This is a genomic window from Serratia sp. BFP-2025 (assembly GCF_050880365.1).
Taxonomy (GTDB): Bacteria; Pseudomonadota; Gammaproteobacteria; order Enterobacterales; family Enterobacteriaceae; genus Serratia; species Serratia surfactantfaciens.
Window position 1 is genome coordinate 297,481 of the sequence record NZ_JBPAFV010000003.1, and the last position, 19,449, is coordinate 316,929.

Consider the following 19,449-nt stretch of genomic DNA (forward strand, 5'->3'; position numbering starts at 1 on the left):
CGGCTGCATGTAGAAAAAAGAGCGGTGACGATAAAATTTTTTAACCGCCGGCGGCCTACTGCGCGCGGGCGAAAATGGCGATCACTTCGTCCAGGTGCGCCTTCATCGCCTTGCGGGCGCCGCGCACGTCGCGCGCTTCGATCGCTGCCAGGATCGCCCGGTGTTCCAGTTCGGAGCGGTGCGGCATATCGTCCGGCGTATAGTGGCGCTGCAGCACGCGGAACATGCTGCCGTAGCGGTGGCCGAGCAGGTGGCCGATGATGAACGCATAGGCCGGGTTGCCGCTGGCCTGGGCGATGCGGATGTGGAACAGCCGATCGCCGGGGTGGGTGGCGGAACCGGCCCGGTTATCGCGGCAGTTCTGCTCATAGGCGGCGCGGATGCCCGCCAGTTCTTCGTCGGTGGCGTGGCGCGCGGCCAGCGCGGCGGTTTCCGGTTCGATCAGCAGGCGGGTTTGCAGCAGAGAAAACGGCGGCAGCTCGGCGTTGAAATCCAGCTCGATGTTCAACTCGTCGTCGATCTCCGCCCACTGGTTGCGGCCGGCCTGGGCCATCACCGGCTCCTTCGACGTCGCCAGCGGCGTTGGCGAACGCACGATCACCCCGTTGCCGACCTTAACGTCCACCAGGCCGATCACTTCCAGCGCGATCAGCGCCTCGCGCACCGACGCGCGGCTGACCTGCAACTGCTGGGCAAGATCGCGCTCCGAGGGCAGACGGCTGCCCGGCGGAAATTCGTTATTTTCGATAAGACGTTTGAGCTGATCAGCTATCTGTCTGTAAATTCGTGGGTTTTCCAGTCGGGTAATCGGCATTTTTGACCTTTGACGATTCGGCGTTCAGTGATTTGGCGCACAATTATGCGACAAGGCGCTTGAGTAATCGTTATTCAAGTGTAAAAAAATGGTTAATTGAAATGCGGTTTCAAGGCTGTTTTATTAACTTCTTCCCCCAACGATAACGCGTAAAGCGTCTTTTGTCATGTTAGAGGCCTGACCTTTAATCGCCCTTAGTGGCCTGACCATTAGACCTTTAGGCCGAGGAGTCAAGATGGATTTAACCGGGAAACGCGTACTGATCACCGCCGCTGGGCAAGGGATCGGATTCACCACCGCCAGGCTGTTCGCTGCCGCCGGCGCCGAAGTGATCGCCAGCGACATTAACCTCGAGCTCCTGCAGGGCTGCGCCGGGATCCGCGCGCTGACGCTGAACGTCACCGATCCGGCCGCCATCGCGGCGGCGGCGGAAGCGATCGGCCCGATCGATGTGCTGTTCAACTGCGCCGGCGTGGTGCACAGCGGATCGATCCTCGATTGCAGCGAAGATCAGTGGGCGTTCGCGCTCGATCTCAACGTGACCGCGATGTTCCGCATGATCCGCGCCTTCCTGCCGGGCATGTTGGCGCGCGGCAAAGGCTCGATCATCAATATGTCCTCGGTGGCCTCGAGCGTGAAAGGGGTGCCGAACCGCTTCGCCTACGGCGCCAGCAAGGCGGCGGTGATCGGCCTGACGCGCTCGGTGGCGGCGGATTACGTCACCCAGGGCATCCGCTGCAACGCCATCTGCCCCGGTACGGTGGAATCGCCGTCGCTGCGCCAGCGCATCGCCGAGCAGGCGCGCGAGCAGGGGCGCAGCGAGCAAGAGGTGTATCAGGCGTTCGTCGCCCGCCAGCCGATCGGGCGCATCGGTACCACCGAGGAGATCGCCCAATTGGCGCTGTATCTGGCCTCTGACGCCAGCTCATACACCACCGGCACGGTGCAGATCATCGACGGCGGCTGGAGCAACTGAACCGTCATTTTTGAGAGAGGAAGGCATGAAACTTTTACGTTACGGGCAACCCGGGCAAGAACGCCCCGGCATGTTGGATGCGCAAGGTCGCCTGCGCGATCTGTCGCAGCATATCGCCGACGTGGGCGGCGCCGCGTTATTGCCGGCGTCGCTGGCCAAACTGCGCGCGCTGGACAGCGCCGCGCTGCCGCTGGTCGAAGGGCAGCCGCGCCTCGGCGCCTGTGTCGGCGGCATCGGCAAGTTTATCTGTATTGGCCTGAACTACGCCGATCACGCAGCGGAAACCGGCGCGGCTATCCCTGAAGAGCCGGTGGTGTTCAACAAATGGACCAGCGCGGTGGTCGGCCCCAACGATCGGGTGGAGATCCCGCGCGGTTCGCAGAAAACCGACTGGGAAGTGGAGCTGGGCGTGGTGATCGGCCAGGGCGGGCGCTACATCAGCGAAGCGGACGCGATGCGCCACGTCGCCGGCTACTGCGTGATCAACGATGTCTCTGAACGCGAATATCAAATTGAGCGCGGCGGCACCTGGGACAAGGGCAAAGGCTGCGACACCTTCGGGCCGATCGGCCCCTGGTTGGTCACCGCCGACGAAATCGCCGATCCGCACAGCCTGAATCTGTGGCTGGAGGTGGACGGCAAGCGCTATCAGGACGGCAACACCAGCACCATGATCTTCCGCATTCCGCAGATCGTCAGTTACCTCAGCCGCTTCATGAGCCTGCAGCCGGGCGACGTGATCTCCACCGGCACGCCGCCGGGCGTCGGCATGGGGCAGAAACCGCAGCCTATCTATCTGCGGGCGGGCCAGACGATGCGTCTGGGCATTGAAGGGCTGGGCGAACAGCGCCAGCAAACCGTACAGGCTTAACCGGGAGCGCTGCCATGACCACCATTACCGCACTGCGGGTTGAAGACATTCGTTTCCCCACGTCGCTGGGGCTGGACGGATCCGACGCCATGAATCCGGATCCCGACTATTCTGCCGCTTACGTGATCTTGGAGACCGATCGCGCGGATCTCAGCGGCCACGGGCTGACGTTCACCATCGGCCGCGGCAACGAGATCTGCTGCGCGGCGATCCGCGCGCTGGAGCATCAGATCGTCGGCGAACGGCTGGAGACGATCGCCGCCGACATGGGCGCCTTCTGGCGGCGCTTCACCAGCGACAGCCAGCTGCGCTGGATCGGGCCGGACAAAGGCGCTATTCACCTGGCGACCGGCGCGGTGGTTAACGCGGTGTGGGATCTGTGGGCCAAATCGGTCGGCAAACCGGTGTGGCGGCTGGTGGCGGAGATGACGCCGGAGGAGCTGGTGCGCTGCATCGACTTCCGTTACATCACCGACTGCATCACGCCGCAGGAAGCGCTGGCGCTGCTCAAGCAGCGGGCCGAGGGCAAAGAACGCCGCCTGGAACGGCTGCTGCAGGAAGGGTATCCCTGCTACACCACTTCGGCAGGGTGGTTGGGTTATCCGGACGACAAGCTGCGCCGCCTGTGCCAGGAGGCGGTCGACGCCGGTTTCTCCTACCTGAAACTGAAGGTCGGGCGCGATCTGGAAGACGACATCCGCCGGGTGCGCATCGCCCGCGAGGTGATCGGCCCGGATCGCCGGCTGATGATCGATGCCAACCAGGTGTGGGAAGTCGATGAAGCCATTCCGTGGGTGAAGCATCTGGCGTTCGCCAAGCCCTGGTTTATCGAAGAGCCGACCAGCCCGGACGACGTGGAAGGGCATCGCCGCATCCGCGAAGGGGTGGCGCCGGTCAAGGTGGCCACCGGCGAGATGTGCCAGAACCGCATCATGTTCAAGCAGTTCATCATGCGCGGCGCGGTGGACGTGGTGCAGATCGACGCCTGTCGCCTCGGCGGCGTCAACGAAGTGTTGGCGGTGATGCTGATGGCGGCCAAATACCAGTTGCCGGTCTGTCCGCACGCCGGCGGCGTCGGGCTGTGCGAATACGTGCAGCACCTGTCGATGATCGACTATCTGTGCATCGCCGGCACCCACGAGGGCCGGGTGATCGAGTATGTCGATCATCTGCATGAGCACTTTGTCGATCCTTGCGTAATCAAGGGCGCGGCCTACATGCCGCCGAGCCGGCCCGGCTATTCGATCGAGATGCATCCGGCGTCGATCGAGCAGTATCGGTTCCGCGGGTGAGGCAGGGGGATCCCATGCTGCGCATCGACGCTCACCAGCACTACTGGCGCTACCACCCGCAGCACTACCCGTGGATCGACGAGCAGATGCGCGTGCTGCGGCAGGATTTTGGGCCGACCCAGCTGCGGCCGCTGTTGCAGGCGCACGGTTTCGACGGCGCGCTGGCGGTGCAGGCGCGTCCCAGCGAGGAAGAGACGCTGGCCCTGCTGGCGCTGGCTGAGCAGAGCGAGGGCGTATGCGGCGTGGTGGGGTGGCTGGATATCGCTTCGCCACAGCTGGCGCAGCGTCTGGAGGCCTTGCAGCCTTATCGCGCGCTGCGCGGGGTGCGCCATCAGGTGCAGGACGAGGCGGAGCCGGCAGCCTGGCTGGCGCGGCCAGAGGTGGAGCGCGGCATCCAGACGCTGCAGCGCGCCGGGTATGTATACGAGATCCTGGTGACGCACCGGGATCTGGCGGCCGCGGCGGCGTTCGCCGCCCGCCACGACCAACACTGGCTGGTGTTGGATCATCTCGGTAAGCCGGACGTGGCGCGCGGTGCGCGGCACTGGGCGCAGCAAATCCGGCCGCTGGCGGCATTGCCGCACGTGGCCTGCAAGCTCTCGGGGCTGATCACCGAGGCACCGGGCGGCCGGTGGCGGGCGGAGGAGCTACTGCCGTTCTTCGCCGCCGCGCTGGAGGCTTTCGGCCCGCAGCGGCTGATGTTCGGCTCCGACTGGCCGGTGTGCCTGTTGGCCGGCGACTACCGTCAGGTGGTGCAACTGTGCGAACAGGCGCTGTCGACGCTGGGGGCCGCCGAACAGGCGGCAATTTGGGGCGGCACCGCCTGGCGAATTTACGGTTTAACGGAGTCTGGTTATGGATCTGTATCTGCAAGATAAGGTGGTGTTGGTTACCGGCGGCGGTTCCGGCATCGGCGCGGCGATTTCTCATGTGCTGGCCGAAGAGGGAGCGATTCCGGTGCTGGTCACCAACGCCGCGCCGGAGGCGGCGCTGCTGGCCGATTTGCAGCGGCTGCAGCCGCGCACCGAGGTGATCCTCACCGAATTGTGCGACGAGGCGGCCTGCCGCCGCGCGGTTAGCCAGACGCTGGCGACCTTCGGCCGCATCGACGGGCTGGTGAATAACGCCGGGGTCAACGATGGCGTCGGGCTGGAGGCGGGGCGCGAGGCGTTCGTCGGCTCGCTGGAAAAGAATCTGGTGCACTACTACCTGATGGCGCACCTGTGCCAGGCGGCGCTGCGGGAGAGCCGAGGCTCCATCGTCAACATCGCCTCCAAGACCGCGCTCAGCGGGCAGGGGGGGACCAGCGGTTACACCGCCGCCAAGGGCGCGGTGCTGGCGCTGACGCGCGAATGGGCGGTGTCGCTGCGCCATGACGGGGTGCGGGTGAACGCGGTGGTGCCGGCGGAGGTGATCACCCCGCAGTACCAGCGCTGGCTCAACACCTTCGCCGAGCCGCAGCGGCAGATGGAGAAAATCACTGCGCGCATTCCGCTCGGACAGCGCATGACCACGCCGCAGGAGATCGCCGATACCGTGGCGTTTCTGCTGTCATCGCGGTCATCGCACACCACCGGGCAATGGCTGTCGGTGGACGGCGGCTACCTGCATCTCGATCGGGCGCTGACGTGAGCGGCGCGGCGGCTGGGCGGCGCCGTTTCTGCCAGGCGCTCGATCTGATCGACTCACCGGCGCTGATTGCGGAGTACCAGCAGCATCACCAGCGCATTTGGCCGGGCATCGCCGCGCATTTGCGCGAGCACGGCATTCTGGAGATGGAGATTTACCGGTTGGGCACCCGGCTGTTCATGATCGTGGAGGTCAGCGCCGACTTCGACGCCGCGCGCTTTGACGCCGCCAGCCTGAACAACCCCGAAGTACAGCGATGGGAAGCGCTGATGTGGCACTACCAGGCCGCCACCCCCTGGACGCCGCAGGGCGAAAAATGGGTGGAAATGACGCGGATTTTCTCTCTGCAACAGCAATAACGCCGACATCAACATCGCTAGCCGATACGAGGATATCACCATGCTTGCTGAAAAAAGCGCGGCCTCCGCGCAGCCGGGCGTCCCCGTGACCGCCAACCTGCGCTGGGCCTTTATCCTGGTCACCAGCCTGTTCTTCATGTGGGGGCTGTCCTATGGCCTGCTGGACGTATTAAACAAACATTTTCAGGAGACGCTGCACGTCACCAAGGCGCAGTCGGGGCTGCTGCAGGCGGCCTATTTCGGCGCCTATTTCCTGGTGGCGCTGCCCGCCGGCTATTTCATGGACCGCAAGGGCTATAAAGCGGGCATTCTGGTCGGGCTGTGCCTGTATGCGCTGGGGGCGCTGCTGTTCGTGCCGGCGGCGTCGGCCAACAGCTTCGGCGTGTTCCTGTTCGCGCTGTTCGTTATCGCCAGCGGCCTGGGCTGCCTGGAAACGGCCGCCAACCCTTACGCCACGGTGCTGGGCGACGCGCAGGGCGCCGAACGGCGGCTGAACCTGGCCCAGTCGTTCAACGGCCTCGGGCAGTTTATCGGCCCGCTGATCGGCGGCACGCTGTTCTTCTCCGCCAGCCAATCCGCCGGCGGCGGCGATCAGAGCGCGGTGAAGATGACCTATGTGGCGATCGCCGTGCTGGTGCTGCTGATCGCGCTGTTGTTCAGCCGCACCCGGCTGCCGGCGATCCGCGAGGAGGAGAAACCGGTGCACGGCGTGATAGCGCAGGGATTGTGGCAGCATCCGCATTTCGTCGGCGGGGTTATCACGCAGTTCTTTTACGTGGCGGCGCAGGTGGGCGTGGGGGCATTCTTCATCAACTACGCCACCGAGCACTGGCGCGATGTGTCCAACCAGAGCGCTTCTTACCTGCTGTCGATCGCCATGATCTGCTTTATGGTCGGGCGCTTCTTCAGCACCTGGCTGATGGGGCGGGTCAAGCCGGCGACGCTGCTGGCGGCCTATGCGCTGATCAACATCGCGCTGTGCGGCGTGGTGATGCTGAGCGTCGACGGGGTGTCGGTGGTGGCGCTGATCGCGGTGTTCTTCTTTATGTCGATCATGTTCCCAACCATTTTCGCCCTGGGGGTGAAAAATCTGGGCAAGCACACCAAACGCGCCAGTTCCTTCATGATCATGGCGATCGTCGGCGGCGCCATCATGCCGTACTTTATGGGGGCGCTGGCCGACCGCTACAGCACCGCGCTCTCTTATCTGCTGCCGCTACTGTGCTTCGCGGTGGTGCTGGTTTACGGCCTGCGGCAGCGCCGCGCCTGATTCAACCCGGCGGCGAATCGGCCTTCGCCGCCGTTGTCAGCGTCTGTGGGCGCATTCGCATCAGGATCGCCAACGCCAGCAGCAGCACCATGCCGGACAGCGCACCGTTTATCGTCAAGCCTCCTGCGTCCACCACCAGCCCGCCCGCCAGCGAACCGCAGGAAATCGCCAGGTTAAATAGCGCGATATACAGCGAAGAGGCGACCTCGACCGCGTCGGGCGCCGCCTTGAGCATCCACGCCATCAGCGAAACGGAAACGCCGCCGTAGGCGATGCCCCACAGCAGGAGGAAGGCGCCGCCGCTCATCGGCGCGTAACCCAGCAGTGGCAGCAGCAGGACGGCGAGCGCCAGCCCGAGGGTGATTAGCGCCAGGGTGCGGCGCAGCCGTTTGGCGGCGGCCTGGCCGGCGATGAAATTCCCGATGATGCCGGCGACGCCGTAGGTGAACAGCAACGGCCCCATCCAGCGGCCCTCGATGCCGGCAACCGTCTGCAGCAGCGGGCGGACAAAGGTGTAAGCCATAAAGTGGCCGGCGACCAGCAGAAACGTCAGCAGCAGCCCGGTCAGCAGCCGGCGATTCGCGCGCTGCGCGGTGAACGACCGCCAGCTCACCGCCTGCGTGACCGGCAGCGGTGGCAGCACGCACAGCAGCAGCAGCAGGGTCAGCGCCGCCAGGACGGCGACGGCCAGAAACGCCAGGCGCCAGCCCAGCGCTTCGCCGAGGAACACCCCGAACGGCACGCCGAACACCGAGGCCGCCGCCACGCCGCCGAAGATGATCGACAGCGCCAATCCGACGGAGGCCGGCGGCACCAGACGTTCCGCCAGCCCGCCGGCGATGACCCAGATACCGCCGATGCAAAAGCCCAGCAGGATGCGAGCGGCGAACAGCAGGGCCATGGAGGTGGCGGCGGCGGCCAGCAGGTTGGCGGCGATCAGCAGCAGCAGAAAGCCCACCAACAGGCGGCGGCGATCCGTGCGCCGGGCGCCCAGCACCACCAGCGGGGCGAACAGTGCGGCGAACAGGGCTGGCAGAGAAATCAGCAGCCCCGCGCGGCCGACCGTCGCGTTCAGCGTGCTGACGATCGGGGTCAGCAGCCCGACGGGTAGCATTTCTGCGGTAACGACGGTGAAGGTGGACAGGCCGATGGCGAAGGTCGCCAGCCAGGGTTTTGCGCCGCCGTCGGCGTGTAAGGCATTCATAAGGATCCTCCCAGCAGATGAATAACCTCAGTGTATCCGCGCCAAAATGGCTGATAAACTGGCCTTGATGCGCAATATTGGGGACAAAACGTGGCTAATTTACCGTCTATGCCGTTGGATAACCTGACCGATCTGCTGGTGTTCATTCGCGTCGCCGACGCCTGTAGCTTCACGCTGGCGGCCGAGAGGCTGGGTATCTCCCGATCGGCGGCGGGCAAATGCGTGAACCGGTTGGAGGAGCGACTGGCCACCCGGCTGCTGCAGCGCACCACGCGCAGCGTCAGCCTGACCGAAGACGGCGCGGTGTTTTACGAATATGCGCAGCGCATCCTGTCGCAGGCCGAAGAGGCGGAAACAGCGCTCAATACGCGGCGGCAAACCCCGCGCGGGCGGCTGCGGCTGGATTTGCCGGTCGCGTTGGGGCGGTTGCATATTCTGCCGATTTTGCGGGAGTTTTTGGCGCAGTGGCCGGAGGTGGACGCCGACGTCAGCTTTTCCGATGATTACAGCGATCTGGTGCGCGACGGCATCGACGTGGCTGTCCGCGTCGGCGGCAGCGACGACAGCCGGCTGGTGCGGCGGGTGCTCGCGCCGCATCGTCTGATCACCTGCGCTGCGCCGGACTATCTGGTGCGGCACGGTACGCCTGCGAAACCGGAGGCGTTGGGCGATCACCAGACGCTGGTCTTCAGCCATCAGGGGCTGCCGGCGCCCTGGCGCTATCGGGTCAACGGTCAACTGCACGAACAGCCGGTGCGCGGCCGGATGCGTTTCAACAACGTCGAGGCCTTGCGGGATGCGGCCGTCGCCGGGGCCGGCCTGTGCCAGGTGGGGGCGTTTCTGGTCGGCGAACAGATTGCGGCCGGCACGCTGGTACCGGTGCTGGAGCGCTATTGTCGCCCAGGGCCGCCGATCTGCGCCGTCTATCCCAGCCGGCGCCACCTCTCCCCCAAGGTGAAGCTGTTCCTCGCGGCGATCGAACAGCGCTGGCAGGGCAAGGCGATTTGGGAAACCGCTTAGCGCGGGCGGCTCACGCCGCTTGCACGGCCAGCGTTCGCCGCATTAAGCGATAGCCGCCGGCCGCCACCGCCATAACCACCAGGCCGGCAATGAGCGTGACGCCGAAGCCGGCCTTGATCCCCACCGCATCGATCGCCAGCCCCGCCAGGGCGGCGCCGAGCGCCACGCCAATCCCCAGGCCGGTCACCATCCAGGTCAATCCTTCCGTCAAGCGTGAAGGCGGCACGAGGCGTTCAACCAACCCCATGGCGACGATCATGGTTGGCGCGAAAAACAGTCCGGCGACAAACATCGCCGCCGCCAGCGTTAAGACATTGTGCACCCACAGCAGCGGCAGCGTGGTGAGTGCGGTGGCGAAGGCGGCGTATAAGAACTGCCGGGGCAAGGGAGACGGCAGCTTTATTGCGCCGAAAATCAGCCCGGCGAGGCAGGAGCCGCCTGCATAAACAGACAGCACGATGCTGGCGGCGGCCGGCTGCCCTTGCTGCTCGGCGAAGGCCACGCTGATGACGTCCACGGTGCCGACGATGGTGCCCAGCGCGATCAGCGCCAGCACCAGGATCTGCATCGACGGCATCGCCAGGATGGCGCGCTGCCGCTGGCGAGTGCGGGGGTAAACCGGAGGCTGAGTGCTTTTTTGCCAGGCGAACGCCGTGACGCCCGCCACCAGAAGCAGCGCGGCCGCCAAAGGGCCGGCCTCAGGGAAGAGTGAAACGCTGAGCCCCACGGCGATCGGCGGGCCGATGATAAAGGCGACCTCATCCAGTACGGATTCGAATGAAAATGCCGTGTGCAGCTGCGGCGTGCCGCGATAAATTTCGCTCCAGCGGGCTCTGACCATCGCGGAGATGCTGGGCATGCCGCCCGCGAGCGCGGCGAAGACGAACAGCGTCCAGTCCGGCACCCGATAGTGGGTGCAGATCAGCAGCAGCAACAGGGCGAGTGCGCTGACCCCGGTGGCGTAGGGCAGCACGCGGTTTTGGCCGTGGCGGTCCGCCGCGCGTGCGATTTGCGGCGCGAGCAGCGCCATGGAAAAGGCGAATGTCGCCGCCACCGCACCCGCCAGCCAATAGGAGCCGCGTACCTGCGAAAGCATGGTGATGATGCCGATACCGGTCATTGAGATCGGCAGGCGTGCGATCAACCCGGCAGAGGAAAACGCCTTGCTGCCCGGTGCGCTGAACAGTGTGAAATAAGGATTTGCCATGAAAAGGGCTCCTGAATGTTGGCGGCTCGGTATTCGCGCAATGCCCATCATTGACATACGCCACGTATGTTACGTTAATTGACATACATGGCGTATGTCAATTATAACGTCATCAATGGCGAGACGGGAGTGAATCCATGGCACGTAAAGCGCGCACAGAAATGATTGAAGAAACCCGGCGTAAGCTGGTGGCGGCCGCCCGTCAGCAGTTCGGCGGCGTGGGGTATGCCGAAACGGTGATGGATGAGCTTACCGCGCAAGCCGGTATGACGCGCGGTGCGCTCTATCACCATTTTGGCGACAAGAAGGGATTGTTTTTGGCCGTCGTGCAGGAAATCGACGCCGAAATGGATGCGCGCCTGGCCGACATTACCGCGAGCACGCCAGATGACTGGGAGGCCTTCGCGGGCCGTTGTCGCGGTTACCTGATCATGATGACGGAGCCGCATGCGCAGCGCATTCTGTTACGCGATTCGCCTTCGGTGCTGGGAGCCGACTATCTGCAGGCCAGCAAGTTGGGTTGCATCACCTGGATGACGGGGGCCTTACAGGCGTTGATGGCGCAGCGGCGTATCGCTACCGCCGAACCGGAAGCGCTGGCGCATTTAATCAATGGCGGCCTGATGGATGCTGCGCTGTGGGTCGCACATCAGCCGGAAAAAGAAACGGCGTTGGAACAGGCGTTAGCCGGTCTGAACCTGTTGCTGAACGGGCTGCGTTTTCCCGTCGCTTAAATGTTGAAGCCGGCCACCGCGCGTTGCGGCGGCGGCTTAGGAGTGAAGGGGAGCGGGCTGGACGTTTTGCGCCAGCTGGATATTGTTGCGGCCGCTGTGTTTCGCCAGGTAGAGCGCAGCGTCGGCTGCACCGATCGCCGATTCGACGTCCAGCTTTTCCAATGCCGAGATGCCGGCGCTGAGCGTCAGCGTGCCGCTGTGCTGTGGGCTGGCGCCGTGCGGGATGTTCAGTTCCGCCACCCGCTGGCGTACCCGTTCTGCCAGTTGCGCCGCGTAGCCTTCGTGCACGTTGGTCAGCAGCACCAAAAACTCTTCCCCGCCGTAGCGCACCACGATATCGCGCGAACGCACCGCATCGCGGATGGCGACCGCCACTTGTACCAGCGCCCGATCGCCCATCGCATGGCCGTAGCTGTCGTTGTAGACCTTAAAGTGGTCGATATCCAGCAGCAATACGTAGTGGCGGCCGGTTTGCGGCTCCAGCAGCATATTGATCTTATTCTCCAGCCCACGTCGGTTATAAAGGCCGGTCAGGGGATCGAGCATGCTCAAATTATTGAATCTGTCCCGTTCGTTATACAGATTGGCCACCAACGCATGGGTGAAGATTTCGCTGCGTTTCAACATCAGATGATGGAGCGAAAAAGCAATAATAGGTAATACCGTAGTGAATAATATCCGCAGGGTATTATGCATGCCGTCCAGGGCCAGGATCATCATTGCAGAGGGCACGGCGTGCAAACAAAAGGCGGTGAAGTTATCCGTCAGAGAAATAGCGCTGATAAAAAAGATACTGAACAAACTAATTAATAAAAAATCTTGGTTATTCGGTAGGCAATACTGACTTTTGACATAGATATGTGCGGCCCACAGCAGGCCGAGCACGCTGGCAAACAGGTTGAGTTTGCACTGGTATTGCCGCGGTGTGTACAACGAAAATAGCGCCGCCGCCAGACAAAATAACGGTATGCATAATAAAGGCAGAGTAAAAGAAGGGACATCCCTAAAAGGGAACAATAACGTAAATATGGAAGAGGCGGCATTCATCATTAGAAAAATAAATAATGCCAGGCGCTGCTTGCTGTTCAGTAATTCCTGATAAGAACGGGCGTTCATACGGAGGTCACTCTTTGCAAAGTCGTACTGTCGAATAATTAAGGTTGAGAAGCATTCCCTCGGCGCGAAATATCCACTTGAATTGCATGGTTGACCGTTGTGATTATTATCATGCAAACAGGACTAGGAATTTTCTTATGTCAAATTATCATTTTTTCATGCTGGTGTCATCTGGGTTTGGTCACCGTAGCGAAAATGATGCGGCGGCCAAAAAAGTGTTATATGATATTGGTTATCATTATCACTTGAAGGGGGTTGTCATGCTTACTGCCATGATTGCCGCATGCGGGCTGTGGGGCGTCAGTTGGTGCCTCGGCGATCGTCTGGCCAGCGCCTGGGGCGTTTTGCTGCCGTGCGCGCTGATGCCGCTGCTGGCCTTGATCGACCTGGATATGATGCAGTTGCGCACCCTGATCGTGATAGCGATGTTGGCGACGCTGGTGATGTTGTTTAACAGCCGGCTGCGTCACTATCTGCTGCTGCCTTCCTGTATGGCGTTGGCGGGCGGCCTGGCGGCCATCAGTCTGAACTTCAGCGTCGGCTAAACGCCGGAAACGGCAAAACCACGCTTATGCGTGTTTATCATCAATGCGTTGGGATTTTTTCGAGGGAACTGCCGGAGAGATCATCAATTGGTGCGAAGAGAGGGACTTGAACCCTCACGTCCGTAAGGACACTAACACCTGAAGCTAGCGCGTCTACCAATTCCGCCACCTTCGCACAGTCGATGTTGTTGCTTTGATTTATATTACGTCGCCAGCTTGGTGCGAAGAGAGGGACTTGAACCCTCACGTCCGTAAGAACACTAACACCTGAAGCTAGCGCGTCTACCAATTCCGCCACCTTCGCATCGATGCTGAGTGCAATATAAATCATGTGGTTATTGGTGCGAAGAGAGGGACTTGAACCCTCACGTCCGTAAGGACACTAACACCTGAAGCTAGCGCGTCTACCAATTCCGCCACCTTCGCGTACCAGAAACATTACCGGAGTAACGTTACCACGGAGGCGAATTCTAGAGATTTTGGCGGACACGTCAATAGTTATTTCCCCGCTTTGCGGGCGTTTGCTGGAAAAACAGCCATATCGCCGCTTTTCTGCTGGTCAAACAGCCAAATCAGCCAATCAATCAACACTCTGACCCGCGGCGCCAGGAAACGGCCGGGTGGATACATGATGTAAATCGGCATCGGCGGAGGCGGCGTTTCCGCCAACACTTCCACCAGCTCCCCCTGTTTCAGCCAGGGTGCCAGCGAATAGCGCGCCGCCTGAATCAATCCCATGCCGGCGCGCGCGCCGGCGATGTAGGCATCGGCGCCGCTGACGCTGAGCCGCGCGGGCAGCTCGCGCAGTTCCAGCTTGCCGCCGCGGCAGAATTCCAGCGGGTAATCGCGGTTGCTGGCCAGGGAAAAATAGCCCACCGCGCGATGCGGCGCCAGGCTATCGATGTCGAGCGGCGTGCCGTGAGCCTGCAGATAAGCGGGGGACGCGCAGGTCACCTGCGGCAGCTGGGCGATGCGCCGCGCCGCGAGGCCGTCGTCTTCGGTTTCCCAGGCGCGCAGCACGCAGTCTACGCCTTCGCGCAACAGATCGACGTGGGTGTCGTTGGCGCCCAGCGCCAGCGTGATGTCGGGATACCGCCGATAAAAGTCGTCCAGCGCCGGAATCACCACCTCGCGCGCCAGCGAATGGGGCATATCGATGCGCACCTTGCCGGATGGCTGCAGCTTATGCTGGCTGAACAGCGTGTCCGCCTCTTCCAGCGCCCCCAGCAACTGCACGCAGCGCTGGTAATAGAGGCTGCCTTCGCTGGTCACCTGCACCTGGCGGGTAGTGCGGATCAGCAGGCGCACGCCCAGCCGCTGTTCCAGCCGTTTCAGTGCGTTGCTGACCGTGGCGCGCGGCAGCTGCAGGCGTTCGGCCGCCCGGCTGAAGCTGCCCAGTTCGACGATGCGGGTAAAAATGCGCATGGCTTGAACCTGATCCATGTTCACTCCGGATTGTTGGCGATTTTTAAACAGTGATGTGCAATCTGCATTATTTATCTTTGCCGCGTAAACAACCAGACTTTGCTGCGTTATCCATTCACCGCATGAGGGCAGCACAATGCAACAACGTAAACTCGGTTCCAACGGTCCCGTCGTCTCCGCTCTGGGGCTGGGGTGCATGGGCATGAGCGACTTCTATTCCACCGGCGCCGATCGGCAAGAAGCCATCGCCACGCTGCACCGGGCGCTGGAGTTGGGCGTCACGCTGCTCGACACCGCCGACATGTACGGGCCGCACACCAACGAACAGCTGGTGGGGGAGGCGATCAAGGGCAAGCGGCGGCAGGTATTCCTGGCCACCAAGTTCGGCATTCTGCGCGATCCGGCGGATCCGTCGGCGCGCGGCGTCAGCAGCCGGCCCGAGTATATCCGGCGCTCGGTGGAAGGCAGTCTGCGGCGCTTGGGCGTGGAGGAGATCGATCTCTATTATCAGCACCGGGTCGATCCGCAGGTGCCGATCGAAGATGTCGTGGGCACGATGGCGGATCTGATCCGCGAAGGCAAGATCCGCCATATCGGCCTGAGCGAGGCGTCGGTCGCCACGCTGGAGCGGGCGCACAAGGTGCATCCGATCACCGCGCTGCAGACCGAGTATTCGCTGTGGACGCGCGACGCCGAACAGGGCGTGCTGGCGGCCTGTGAGCGTCAGGGCATCGGCTTTGTGCCATACAGCCCGTTAGGGCGCGGTTTTCTCACCGGCGCTATTCGGCGGCCGGAGGATCTGGCCGAGGACGATTTCCGCCGCAGTAACCCGCGCTTCCAGGGGGAAAACTTCGCCCGCAACCTGGCGCTGGTGGAGAAGGTGGGCGAGCTGGCGGCGCAGAAGGGCGTCAAGCCTTCACAGCTGGCGCTGGCCTGGGTGTTGGCGCAGGGCGAGCACATCGTGCCGATCCCCGGTACCAAACGTCGGCGCTATCTGGAAGAGAACGTCGCCGCGGCGGAGATAACGCTGAGCGCGGCTGAACTGGCGGCGATAGAAGCGGTGTTTCCGCTGAGCGCGGCGGCCGGCGATCGCTACGGCGCGGAGTCGATGACCTATATCAACGGCTAAAAAAAAGCGCGGCCTCGGGCCGCGCTCTGTCGTTTTCCGCCAACGGGAACTTATTTCTTCTTCGGCGCGCGCGGCGGGCGGCCGACGGTAGCCTGGTACACCTTGAAGCGGCCGTTCTGCGCCAGCACTTCGTGGCTGCCGAAGGTGGCGTCCAGAATGTCCGGGTACGGCAGGAAGGCGTTGGCGACGATGCGCAGCTGGCCGCCGATCGGCAAATGCTTCACCGCGCCGCGGATCAGGGTTTCCGCGGCGGTCAGGCTGGTCTGCAGCCCGTCGTGGAACGGCGGGTTGGAGATGATCATGTCGAAACGGCCGGTGATGTCGGAGTAAACGTTGCTGACGATCACTTCGCCTTCGATGCCGTTGGCGGCCAGCGTCGCACGGCTGGATTCCACCGCGGCGGCGTTGACGTCGCTGAGGGTCAGTTTCACCTTCGGCGACAGCTTGGCCATCACCGAGGCCATCACGCCGGCGCCGCAGCCGATGTCCAGCACCTTGCCTTTCATGTGTTTTTCCAGCGTCGACAGCAGCAGCGAGCTGCCGACGTCCAGGCCATCGCGGCTGAACACGCCCGGCAGCGTTTTCACTTCCAGATCGTGCAGCTGATAGCTGTCCCACCAGTCGTTCAGATCGAACTCGGTCTGCGCGTCCAGGCGGCCGTGATACAGGCCGCAGCGCCGTGCGCTGTCGATTTTCACCAGCGCAACGTGGCCTTCCAGCGTTGGCTCGGCGCTGCGCACGCCGCTGCGGTTTTCACCGACCACGAACACGTCCACGCCTACCGGCAACAGCGCCAGGAGGTTGCACAGTTGGAATTGCGCCTCCTGCTTGCTCTTCGGCCAGTAGTAAACCAGCGTGTCGCAGTCGGCGACGAAAGCGGGATCGACGGTCAAACCGAACTGCACGTTATCGCCCATCGTCCGGTTCAGTAACTGCCAGTGATGGTAATGCTGAGTGTGGACGCGCACGTCCACGGCCTCGAATTGGGCCGGCAGGCTGTCCTGCAGGTCGCCGGCAAACAGCACGCGGCGTTCGATAAATTCATCACTGTGGCGCAGCATGACTTCACTGGCGGGGGTTAATGCAGACATCAGATATTGGCTCCTGGAAATGAGACCGGGGATTATAGAGCTTTGTGGCGATATGTTCGACGGGTTTGTTGGCGCGGGCTGCGCGGGTTTGTTAGCATAGCGCGGCGCATGGCAGGCATGGCGCACCACAACGGGTAGGAATCGGCATGGCATCAAAACGCGACTGGCTGTTACAACAACTGGGTATTACGCAGTGGACATTGCGCCGCCCGGGCGTGTTGCAGGGCGAAGTGGCGGTCAGTCTGCCACCCGAGGCGCGCCTGCTGGTGGTCGCGCAGACGTTGCCCGCGCCCGACGATCCGCTGTTTTGCGACGTGCTGCGCAGCCTGGGGCTGACGCCGGCGCAAACCTACAGCCTGACGCCGGAACAGGCGGCGATGCTGCCTGAAGAGACCACATGCAACAGTTGGCGGCTGGGCGTGGCGGAACCGCTCGCGGTCGCCGGCGCGCAGCTACACAGCCCGGCGCTGGCCGAGCTTTCCCAAGACGCGGGGGCCAAACGCGCCCTCTGGCAGCAGATTTGTCATCATGAACACGATTTCTACCCTGACGGCGGCCGACCTGGCCACAGCCTTCACCATTGAGCAAGCCAGCCACGCCTTTCCCTGGACGGAAACCACCTTCGCCAGCAATCAGGGCGATCGCTACCTTAACCTGAAGCTGAGCGCCGACGGGGAGATGGCGGGATTCGCCATCACGCAAATCGTGCTGGATGAAGCCACGCTGTTCAACATCGCCATCCATCCACAGTGGCAGCGCCGGGGTTTTGGCCGCCTGCTGCTCAACGGGTTGATCGAACAGCTGGAGAGCCGCGGCGTGGTCACGCTGTGGCTGGAGGTGCGCGTCTCCAACCAGGCGGCGATCGCGCTGTATGAAGATCTCGGCTTCAACGAAGTCACCGTGCGCCGCAATTATTACCCGAGCGCCCACGGCCGCGAAGACGCGATCGTGATGGCGCTGCCGTTGGCGTAATCTAAAAACATCCTATTGATTGTTTTCTTCCCTTTAACAACTTAAAAGTTGTTTCCTGATTAATTTACATCAAACAAGTTGTTTTTCGCTGTGACGACAACTAATTTGTTGTTTATTGTTGAGGAAACAATCAATGCGTTGTTTGGAGGTGGGGATGAGAAAATTATCAGAAATATCAGCGTTGCTGAAAGAAAAGCGCATTGAGTTGGGCTGGAGCCAAAAAGACTTTTTGATGAAGATTGGCATGACTCAACAGCAATATCAGCGTGTTGAATCGGGCAGCGATATGCGGATGAGCACGCTGCTACGGATATTGGCGGCGATGGATTTGGAATATGTTATCGTGCCGAAAAGGTCTGTCCGTGATGTGGAGTGCTTGCTGCAACAGACAGTGAGTCATGCACCAGAAGTGAGTAACTTACAGAATTTCGAAGAAAAACTGAAAGATCTCGAGGACTAGCGAATGAAAGGGCGGCGACAGGTTGAATCGGTGCAGGCGTTAGCCTTGATATTGCATGGTGTGCGGGTGGGCGTGCTGGCGCACTACAGCGGCGGCAGAAACATCCTGACGTTTGATCCGCACTACCTCGCTTTGCCGGAGCCTGTTCGTCCCCTGTTTACGCTAAGGCAGAAGGCGCACGCAGGGTATCTTGAGCAAGTTTTACAGTCATCGCAGCGCCTTCCGCCCGTCTTATCCAATTTATTGCCCGAAGGCGCACTGCGCAGTTGGTTGGCCCAGTCGTTGAAAACCCATGTGAATGAGGAGTTTCCTTTAATTGCCTGGGCGGGGGAAAACTTGCCGGGAGCGCTTGAAGCACGGCCGCTGGCCGCAAGTGATATTCCCGCTTGGGCGTTAATGTCGCGCGGAGAGCTGGAAGCCGTGCAAATTGATGTTGGAGTGGTGGCGCAGAAATTTTCTCTGGCAGGGGTACAAATGAAATTTTCCTCTGTGCGCAAAGATGGCCGCTTCAACATTTCTTCTCAGGTGGGTGCTGATAGCTGGATCATTAAAACGCCTTCAACCGTTCATCGTCATCTCCCCGAAAATGAATATACGGCAATGCGCTTGGCGCAAGCCATCGGCGTGGATATTCCCGATATTGAGCTGGTTGAGCTGACACGGCTTGAACACTTGCCTGATATTCGCTTGGCGGATGAACCCTATGCTTATGCCATTCGTCGTTTTGACCGCAGTGAAAGTGGGCGAGTGCATACAGAAGATTTTGCCCAGATATTCGAGATCTATCCACACGACAAATACCGCGGCAAAAATTACGATCAGATAGCGGCTTATCTCTATGAGTTTGGCAGTGAATCTTTAGCGGATACGCAGCAAATGGCGCGCCGTCTGTTGGCGAATATTCTGCTCGCCAATGGCGATGCTCACGTAAAAAATTGGTCCATGATCTATCCAAACCAGGCCGATGTGCGGCTTGCCCCCGCTTATGACATCGTCACTACATTGGCTTATATCCCTGGTGAGTCTGAGGTTGCGCTCAATATGGCGAAGGAAAAACGCTGGGATAGGATCTCAATGCGAACCTTCGAGCGCTGGTCTGATCGAGTCGATATTCCCTGGCCTGCAATACGGGTGCATCTCTTGGATGCCATCGACAAGGCGCGAGCTTTGTGGCCGGCATTGTTGGAAAACCTGCCGATGGCGGACGATCACAAATCGGTATTGCGTCGGCATTGGGCCGCCTTGTCCCCCGATTTCCGCCTGCGTTAGCGGGAAATCGGATCCATTGATTGTCACCGGTTGGCAAATCGGCGAAAATGCCCGGCTGTTATCTTT

21 protein-coding genes and 3 tRNA genes are annotated in these 19,449 nt (G+C 61.7%); 15 read left to right on the forward strand and 9 right to left on the reverse strand.

Annotation, left to right across the window (positions count from 1 at the left end):
- Nucleotides 1-55 precede the first annotated feature (55 nt).
- The gene (locus ACRAWE_RS19475) at nucleotides 56-814 is read right to left on the reverse strand and encodes a FadR/GntR family transcriptional regulator (protein WP_063918108.1); all 759 of its coding nucleotides are present in this window, start codon (nucleotides 812-814) and stop codon (nucleotides 56-58) included.
- Between the two features lie 235 nt (nucleotides 815-1,049).
- Here ACRAWE_RS19475 and ACRAWE_RS19480 point away from each other — a divergent pair, with 235 nt between their 5' ends.
- From ACRAWE_RS19480 to fucP, 7 genes are read left to right on the forward strand one after another with little or no spacing between them, the layout of a single operon-like run.
- On the forward strand, nucleotides 1,050-1,790 hold the full coding sequence (locus tag ACRAWE_RS19480) for an SDR family oxidoreductase (protein WP_432525778.1): 741 nt from the start codon (nucleotides 1,050-1,052) through the stop codon (nucleotides 1,788-1,790).
- Nucleotides 1,791-1,815: 25 nt separating this feature from the next.
- Nucleotides 1,816-2,661, forward strand: coding sequence for a fumarylacetoacetate hydrolase family protein (locus ACRAWE_RS19485; protein WP_063918109.1), 846 nt, complete (start codon nucleotides 1,816-1,818; stop codon nucleotides 2,659-2,661).
- A 14-nt stretch (nucleotides 2,662-2,675) separates the two neighbouring features.
- Complete coding sequence (locus ACRAWE_RS19490) at nucleotides 2,676-3,953, forward strand: L-fuconate dehydratase (RefSeq protein WP_074055317.1); 1,278 nt, start codon at nucleotides 2,676-2,678, stop codon at nucleotides 3,951-3,953.
- A gap of 14 nt (nucleotides 3,954-3,967) precedes the next feature.
- On the forward strand, nucleotides 3,968-4,831 hold the full coding sequence (locus ACRAWE_RS19495; RefSeq protein WP_309530874.1) for an amidohydrolase family protein: 864 nt from the start codon (nucleotides 3,968-3,970) through the stop codon (nucleotides 4,829-4,831).
- Complete coding sequence (locus ACRAWE_RS19500; protein WP_154747134.1) at nucleotides 4,809-5,585, forward strand: SDR family oxidoreductase; 777 nt, start codon at nucleotides 4,809-4,811, stop codon at nucleotides 5,583-5,585. Before ACRAWE_RS19495 ends, ACRAWE_RS19500 begins: the two co-directional genes overlap by 23 nt.
- On the forward strand, nucleotides 5,582-5,941 hold the full coding sequence (locus ACRAWE_RS19505; protein WP_074055314.1) for an L-rhamnose mutarotase: 360 nt from the start codon (nucleotides 5,582-5,584) through the stop codon (nucleotides 5,939-5,941). Before ACRAWE_RS19500 ends, ACRAWE_RS19505 begins: the two co-directional genes overlap by 4 nt.
- A gap of 40 nt (nucleotides 5,942-5,981) precedes the next feature.
- A complete protein-coding gene (fucP, locus tag ACRAWE_RS19510) occupies nucleotides 5,982-7,211 on the forward strand; it encodes an L-fucose:H+ symporter permease (protein ID WP_019454971.1) in 1,230 nt (409 codons plus the stop codon).
- 1 nt (nucleotide 7,212) lies between these two features.
- Here fucP and ACRAWE_RS19515 read toward each other — a convergent pair whose 3' ends face one another.
- Nucleotides 7,213-8,415, reverse strand: a complete 1,203-nt coding sequence (locus ACRAWE_RS19515) for an MFS transporter (RefSeq protein WP_432525780.1) — start codon at nucleotides 8,413-8,415, stop codon at nucleotides 7,213-7,215.
- Nucleotides 8,416-8,523: 108 nt separating this feature from the next.
- Here ACRAWE_RS19515 and ACRAWE_RS19520 point away from each other — a divergent pair, with 108 nt between their 5' ends.
- Nucleotides 8,524-9,435 (forward strand): LysR family transcriptional regulator, encoded by a 912-nt coding sequence (locus ACRAWE_RS19520; RefSeq protein ID WP_063918116.1) that lies wholly within the window; start codon nucleotides 8,524-8,526, stop codon nucleotides 9,433-9,435.
- A 10-nt stretch (nucleotides 9,436-9,445) separates the two neighbouring features.
- Here ACRAWE_RS19520 and ACRAWE_RS19525 read toward each other — a convergent pair whose 3' ends face one another.
- Entirely contained in the window at nucleotides 9,446-10,642 is a 1,197-nt protein-coding gene (locus ACRAWE_RS19525; RefSeq protein ID WP_432525781.1) for an MFS transporter, read from the reverse strand.
- A gap of 137 nt (nucleotides 10,643-10,779) precedes the next feature.
- Here ACRAWE_RS19525 and ACRAWE_RS19530 point away from each other — a divergent pair, with 137 nt between their 5' ends.
- A complete protein-coding gene (locus tag ACRAWE_RS19530; RefSeq protein WP_019454975.1) occupies nucleotides 10,780-11,376 on the forward strand; it encodes a TetR/AcrR family transcriptional regulator in 597 nt (198 codons plus the stop codon).
- 36 nt (nucleotides 11,377-11,412) lie between these two features.
- Here ACRAWE_RS19530 and ACRAWE_RS19535 read toward each other — a convergent pair whose 3' ends face one another.
- Complete coding sequence (locus tag ACRAWE_RS19535; RefSeq protein WP_025159610.1) at nucleotides 11,413-12,492, reverse strand: GGDEF domain-containing protein; 1,080 nt, start codon at nucleotides 12,490-12,492, stop codon at nucleotides 11,413-11,415.
- Nucleotides 12,493-12,752: 260 nt separating this feature from the next.
- Between ACRAWE_RS19535 and ACRAWE_RS19540 the strand changes: the two genes are divergently transcribed.
- Nucleotides 12,753-13,037, forward strand: a complete 285-nt coding sequence (locus ACRAWE_RS19540) for a DUF1435 domain-containing protein (protein WP_025159611.1) — start codon at nucleotides 12,753-12,755, stop codon at nucleotides 13,035-13,037.
- Nucleotides 13,038-13,125: 88 nt separating this feature from the next.
- Here the strand turns inward: ACRAWE_RS19540 and ACRAWE_RS19545 are convergent.
- From ACRAWE_RS19545 to ACRAWE_RS19560, 4 genes are all read right to left on the reverse strand, one after another.
- Nucleotides 13,126-13,212 (reverse strand) — tRNA-Leu (locus ACRAWE_RS19545).
- Between the two features lie 42 nt (nucleotides 13,213-13,254).
- Nucleotides 13,255-13,341 (reverse strand) — tRNA-Leu (locus ACRAWE_RS19550).
- Nucleotides 13,342-13,376: 35 nt separating this feature from the next.
- Nucleotides 13,377-13,463, reverse strand: a tRNA-Leu gene (locus ACRAWE_RS19555).
- A 72-nt stretch (nucleotides 13,464-13,535) separates the two neighbouring features.
- Nucleotides 13,536-14,480: a LysR family transcriptional regulator gene (locus ACRAWE_RS19560; RefSeq protein ID WP_019454978.1), complete on the reverse strand. Its 945-nt coding sequence runs from the start codon at nucleotides 14,478-14,480 to the stop codon at nucleotides 13,536-13,538.
- 118 nt (nucleotides 14,481-14,598) lie between these two features.
- Between ACRAWE_RS19560 and ACRAWE_RS19565 the strand changes: the two genes are divergently transcribed.
- Nucleotides 14,599-15,591 carry an aldo/keto reductase gene (locus ACRAWE_RS19565; RefSeq protein ID WP_432525782.1) on the forward strand — a complete coding sequence of 331 codons (993 nt, stop codon included), beginning with the start codon at nucleotides 14,599-14,601 and terminating at the stop codon, nucleotides 15,589-15,591.
- Between the two features lie 50 nt (nucleotides 15,592-15,641).
- On the opposite strand, the gene rsmC is transcribed toward ACRAWE_RS19565, so the two are convergent.
- Nucleotides 15,642-16,682, reverse strand: a complete 1,041-nt coding sequence (gene rsmC / locus ACRAWE_RS19570; RefSeq protein ID WP_432525784.1) for a 16S rRNA (guanine(1207)-N(2))-methyltransferase RsmC — start codon at nucleotides 16,680-16,682, stop codon at nucleotides 15,642-15,644.
- Nucleotides 16,683-16,828: 146 nt separating this feature from the next.
- Here rsmC and ACRAWE_RS19575 point away from each other — a divergent pair, with 146 nt between their 5' ends.
- From ACRAWE_RS19575 to ACRAWE_RS19590, 4 genes are all read left to right on the forward strand, one after another.
- Nucleotides 16,829-17,266, forward strand: coding sequence for a DNA polymerase III subunit psi (locus ACRAWE_RS19575; protein ID WP_019454981.1), 438 nt, complete (start codon nucleotides 16,829-16,831; stop codon nucleotides 17,264-17,266).
- Nucleotides 17,211-17,654 carry a ribosomal protein S18-alanine N-acetyltransferase gene (gene rimI / locus ACRAWE_RS19580; RefSeq protein ID WP_063918119.1) on the forward strand — a complete coding sequence of 148 codons (444 nt, stop codon included), beginning with the start codon at nucleotides 17,211-17,213 and terminating at the stop codon, nucleotides 17,652-17,654. The genes ACRAWE_RS19575 and rimI overlap by 56 nt, the downstream gene beginning before the upstream one ends.
- Before the next feature lie 154 nt (nucleotides 17,655-17,808).
- Nucleotides 17,809-18,114 carry a helix-turn-helix domain-containing protein gene (locus ACRAWE_RS19585; RefSeq protein WP_019454983.1) on the forward strand — a complete coding sequence of 102 codons (306 nt, stop codon included), beginning with the start codon at nucleotides 17,809-17,811 and terminating at the stop codon, nucleotides 18,112-18,114.
- 3 nt (nucleotides 18,115-18,117) lie between these two features.
- Complete coding sequence (locus ACRAWE_RS19590; protein ID WP_063918120.1) at nucleotides 18,118-19,383, forward strand: type II toxin-antitoxin system HipA family toxin; 1,266 nt, start codon at nucleotides 18,118-18,120, stop codon at nucleotides 19,381-19,383.
- Nucleotides 19,384-19,449: the final 66 nt, after the last annotated feature.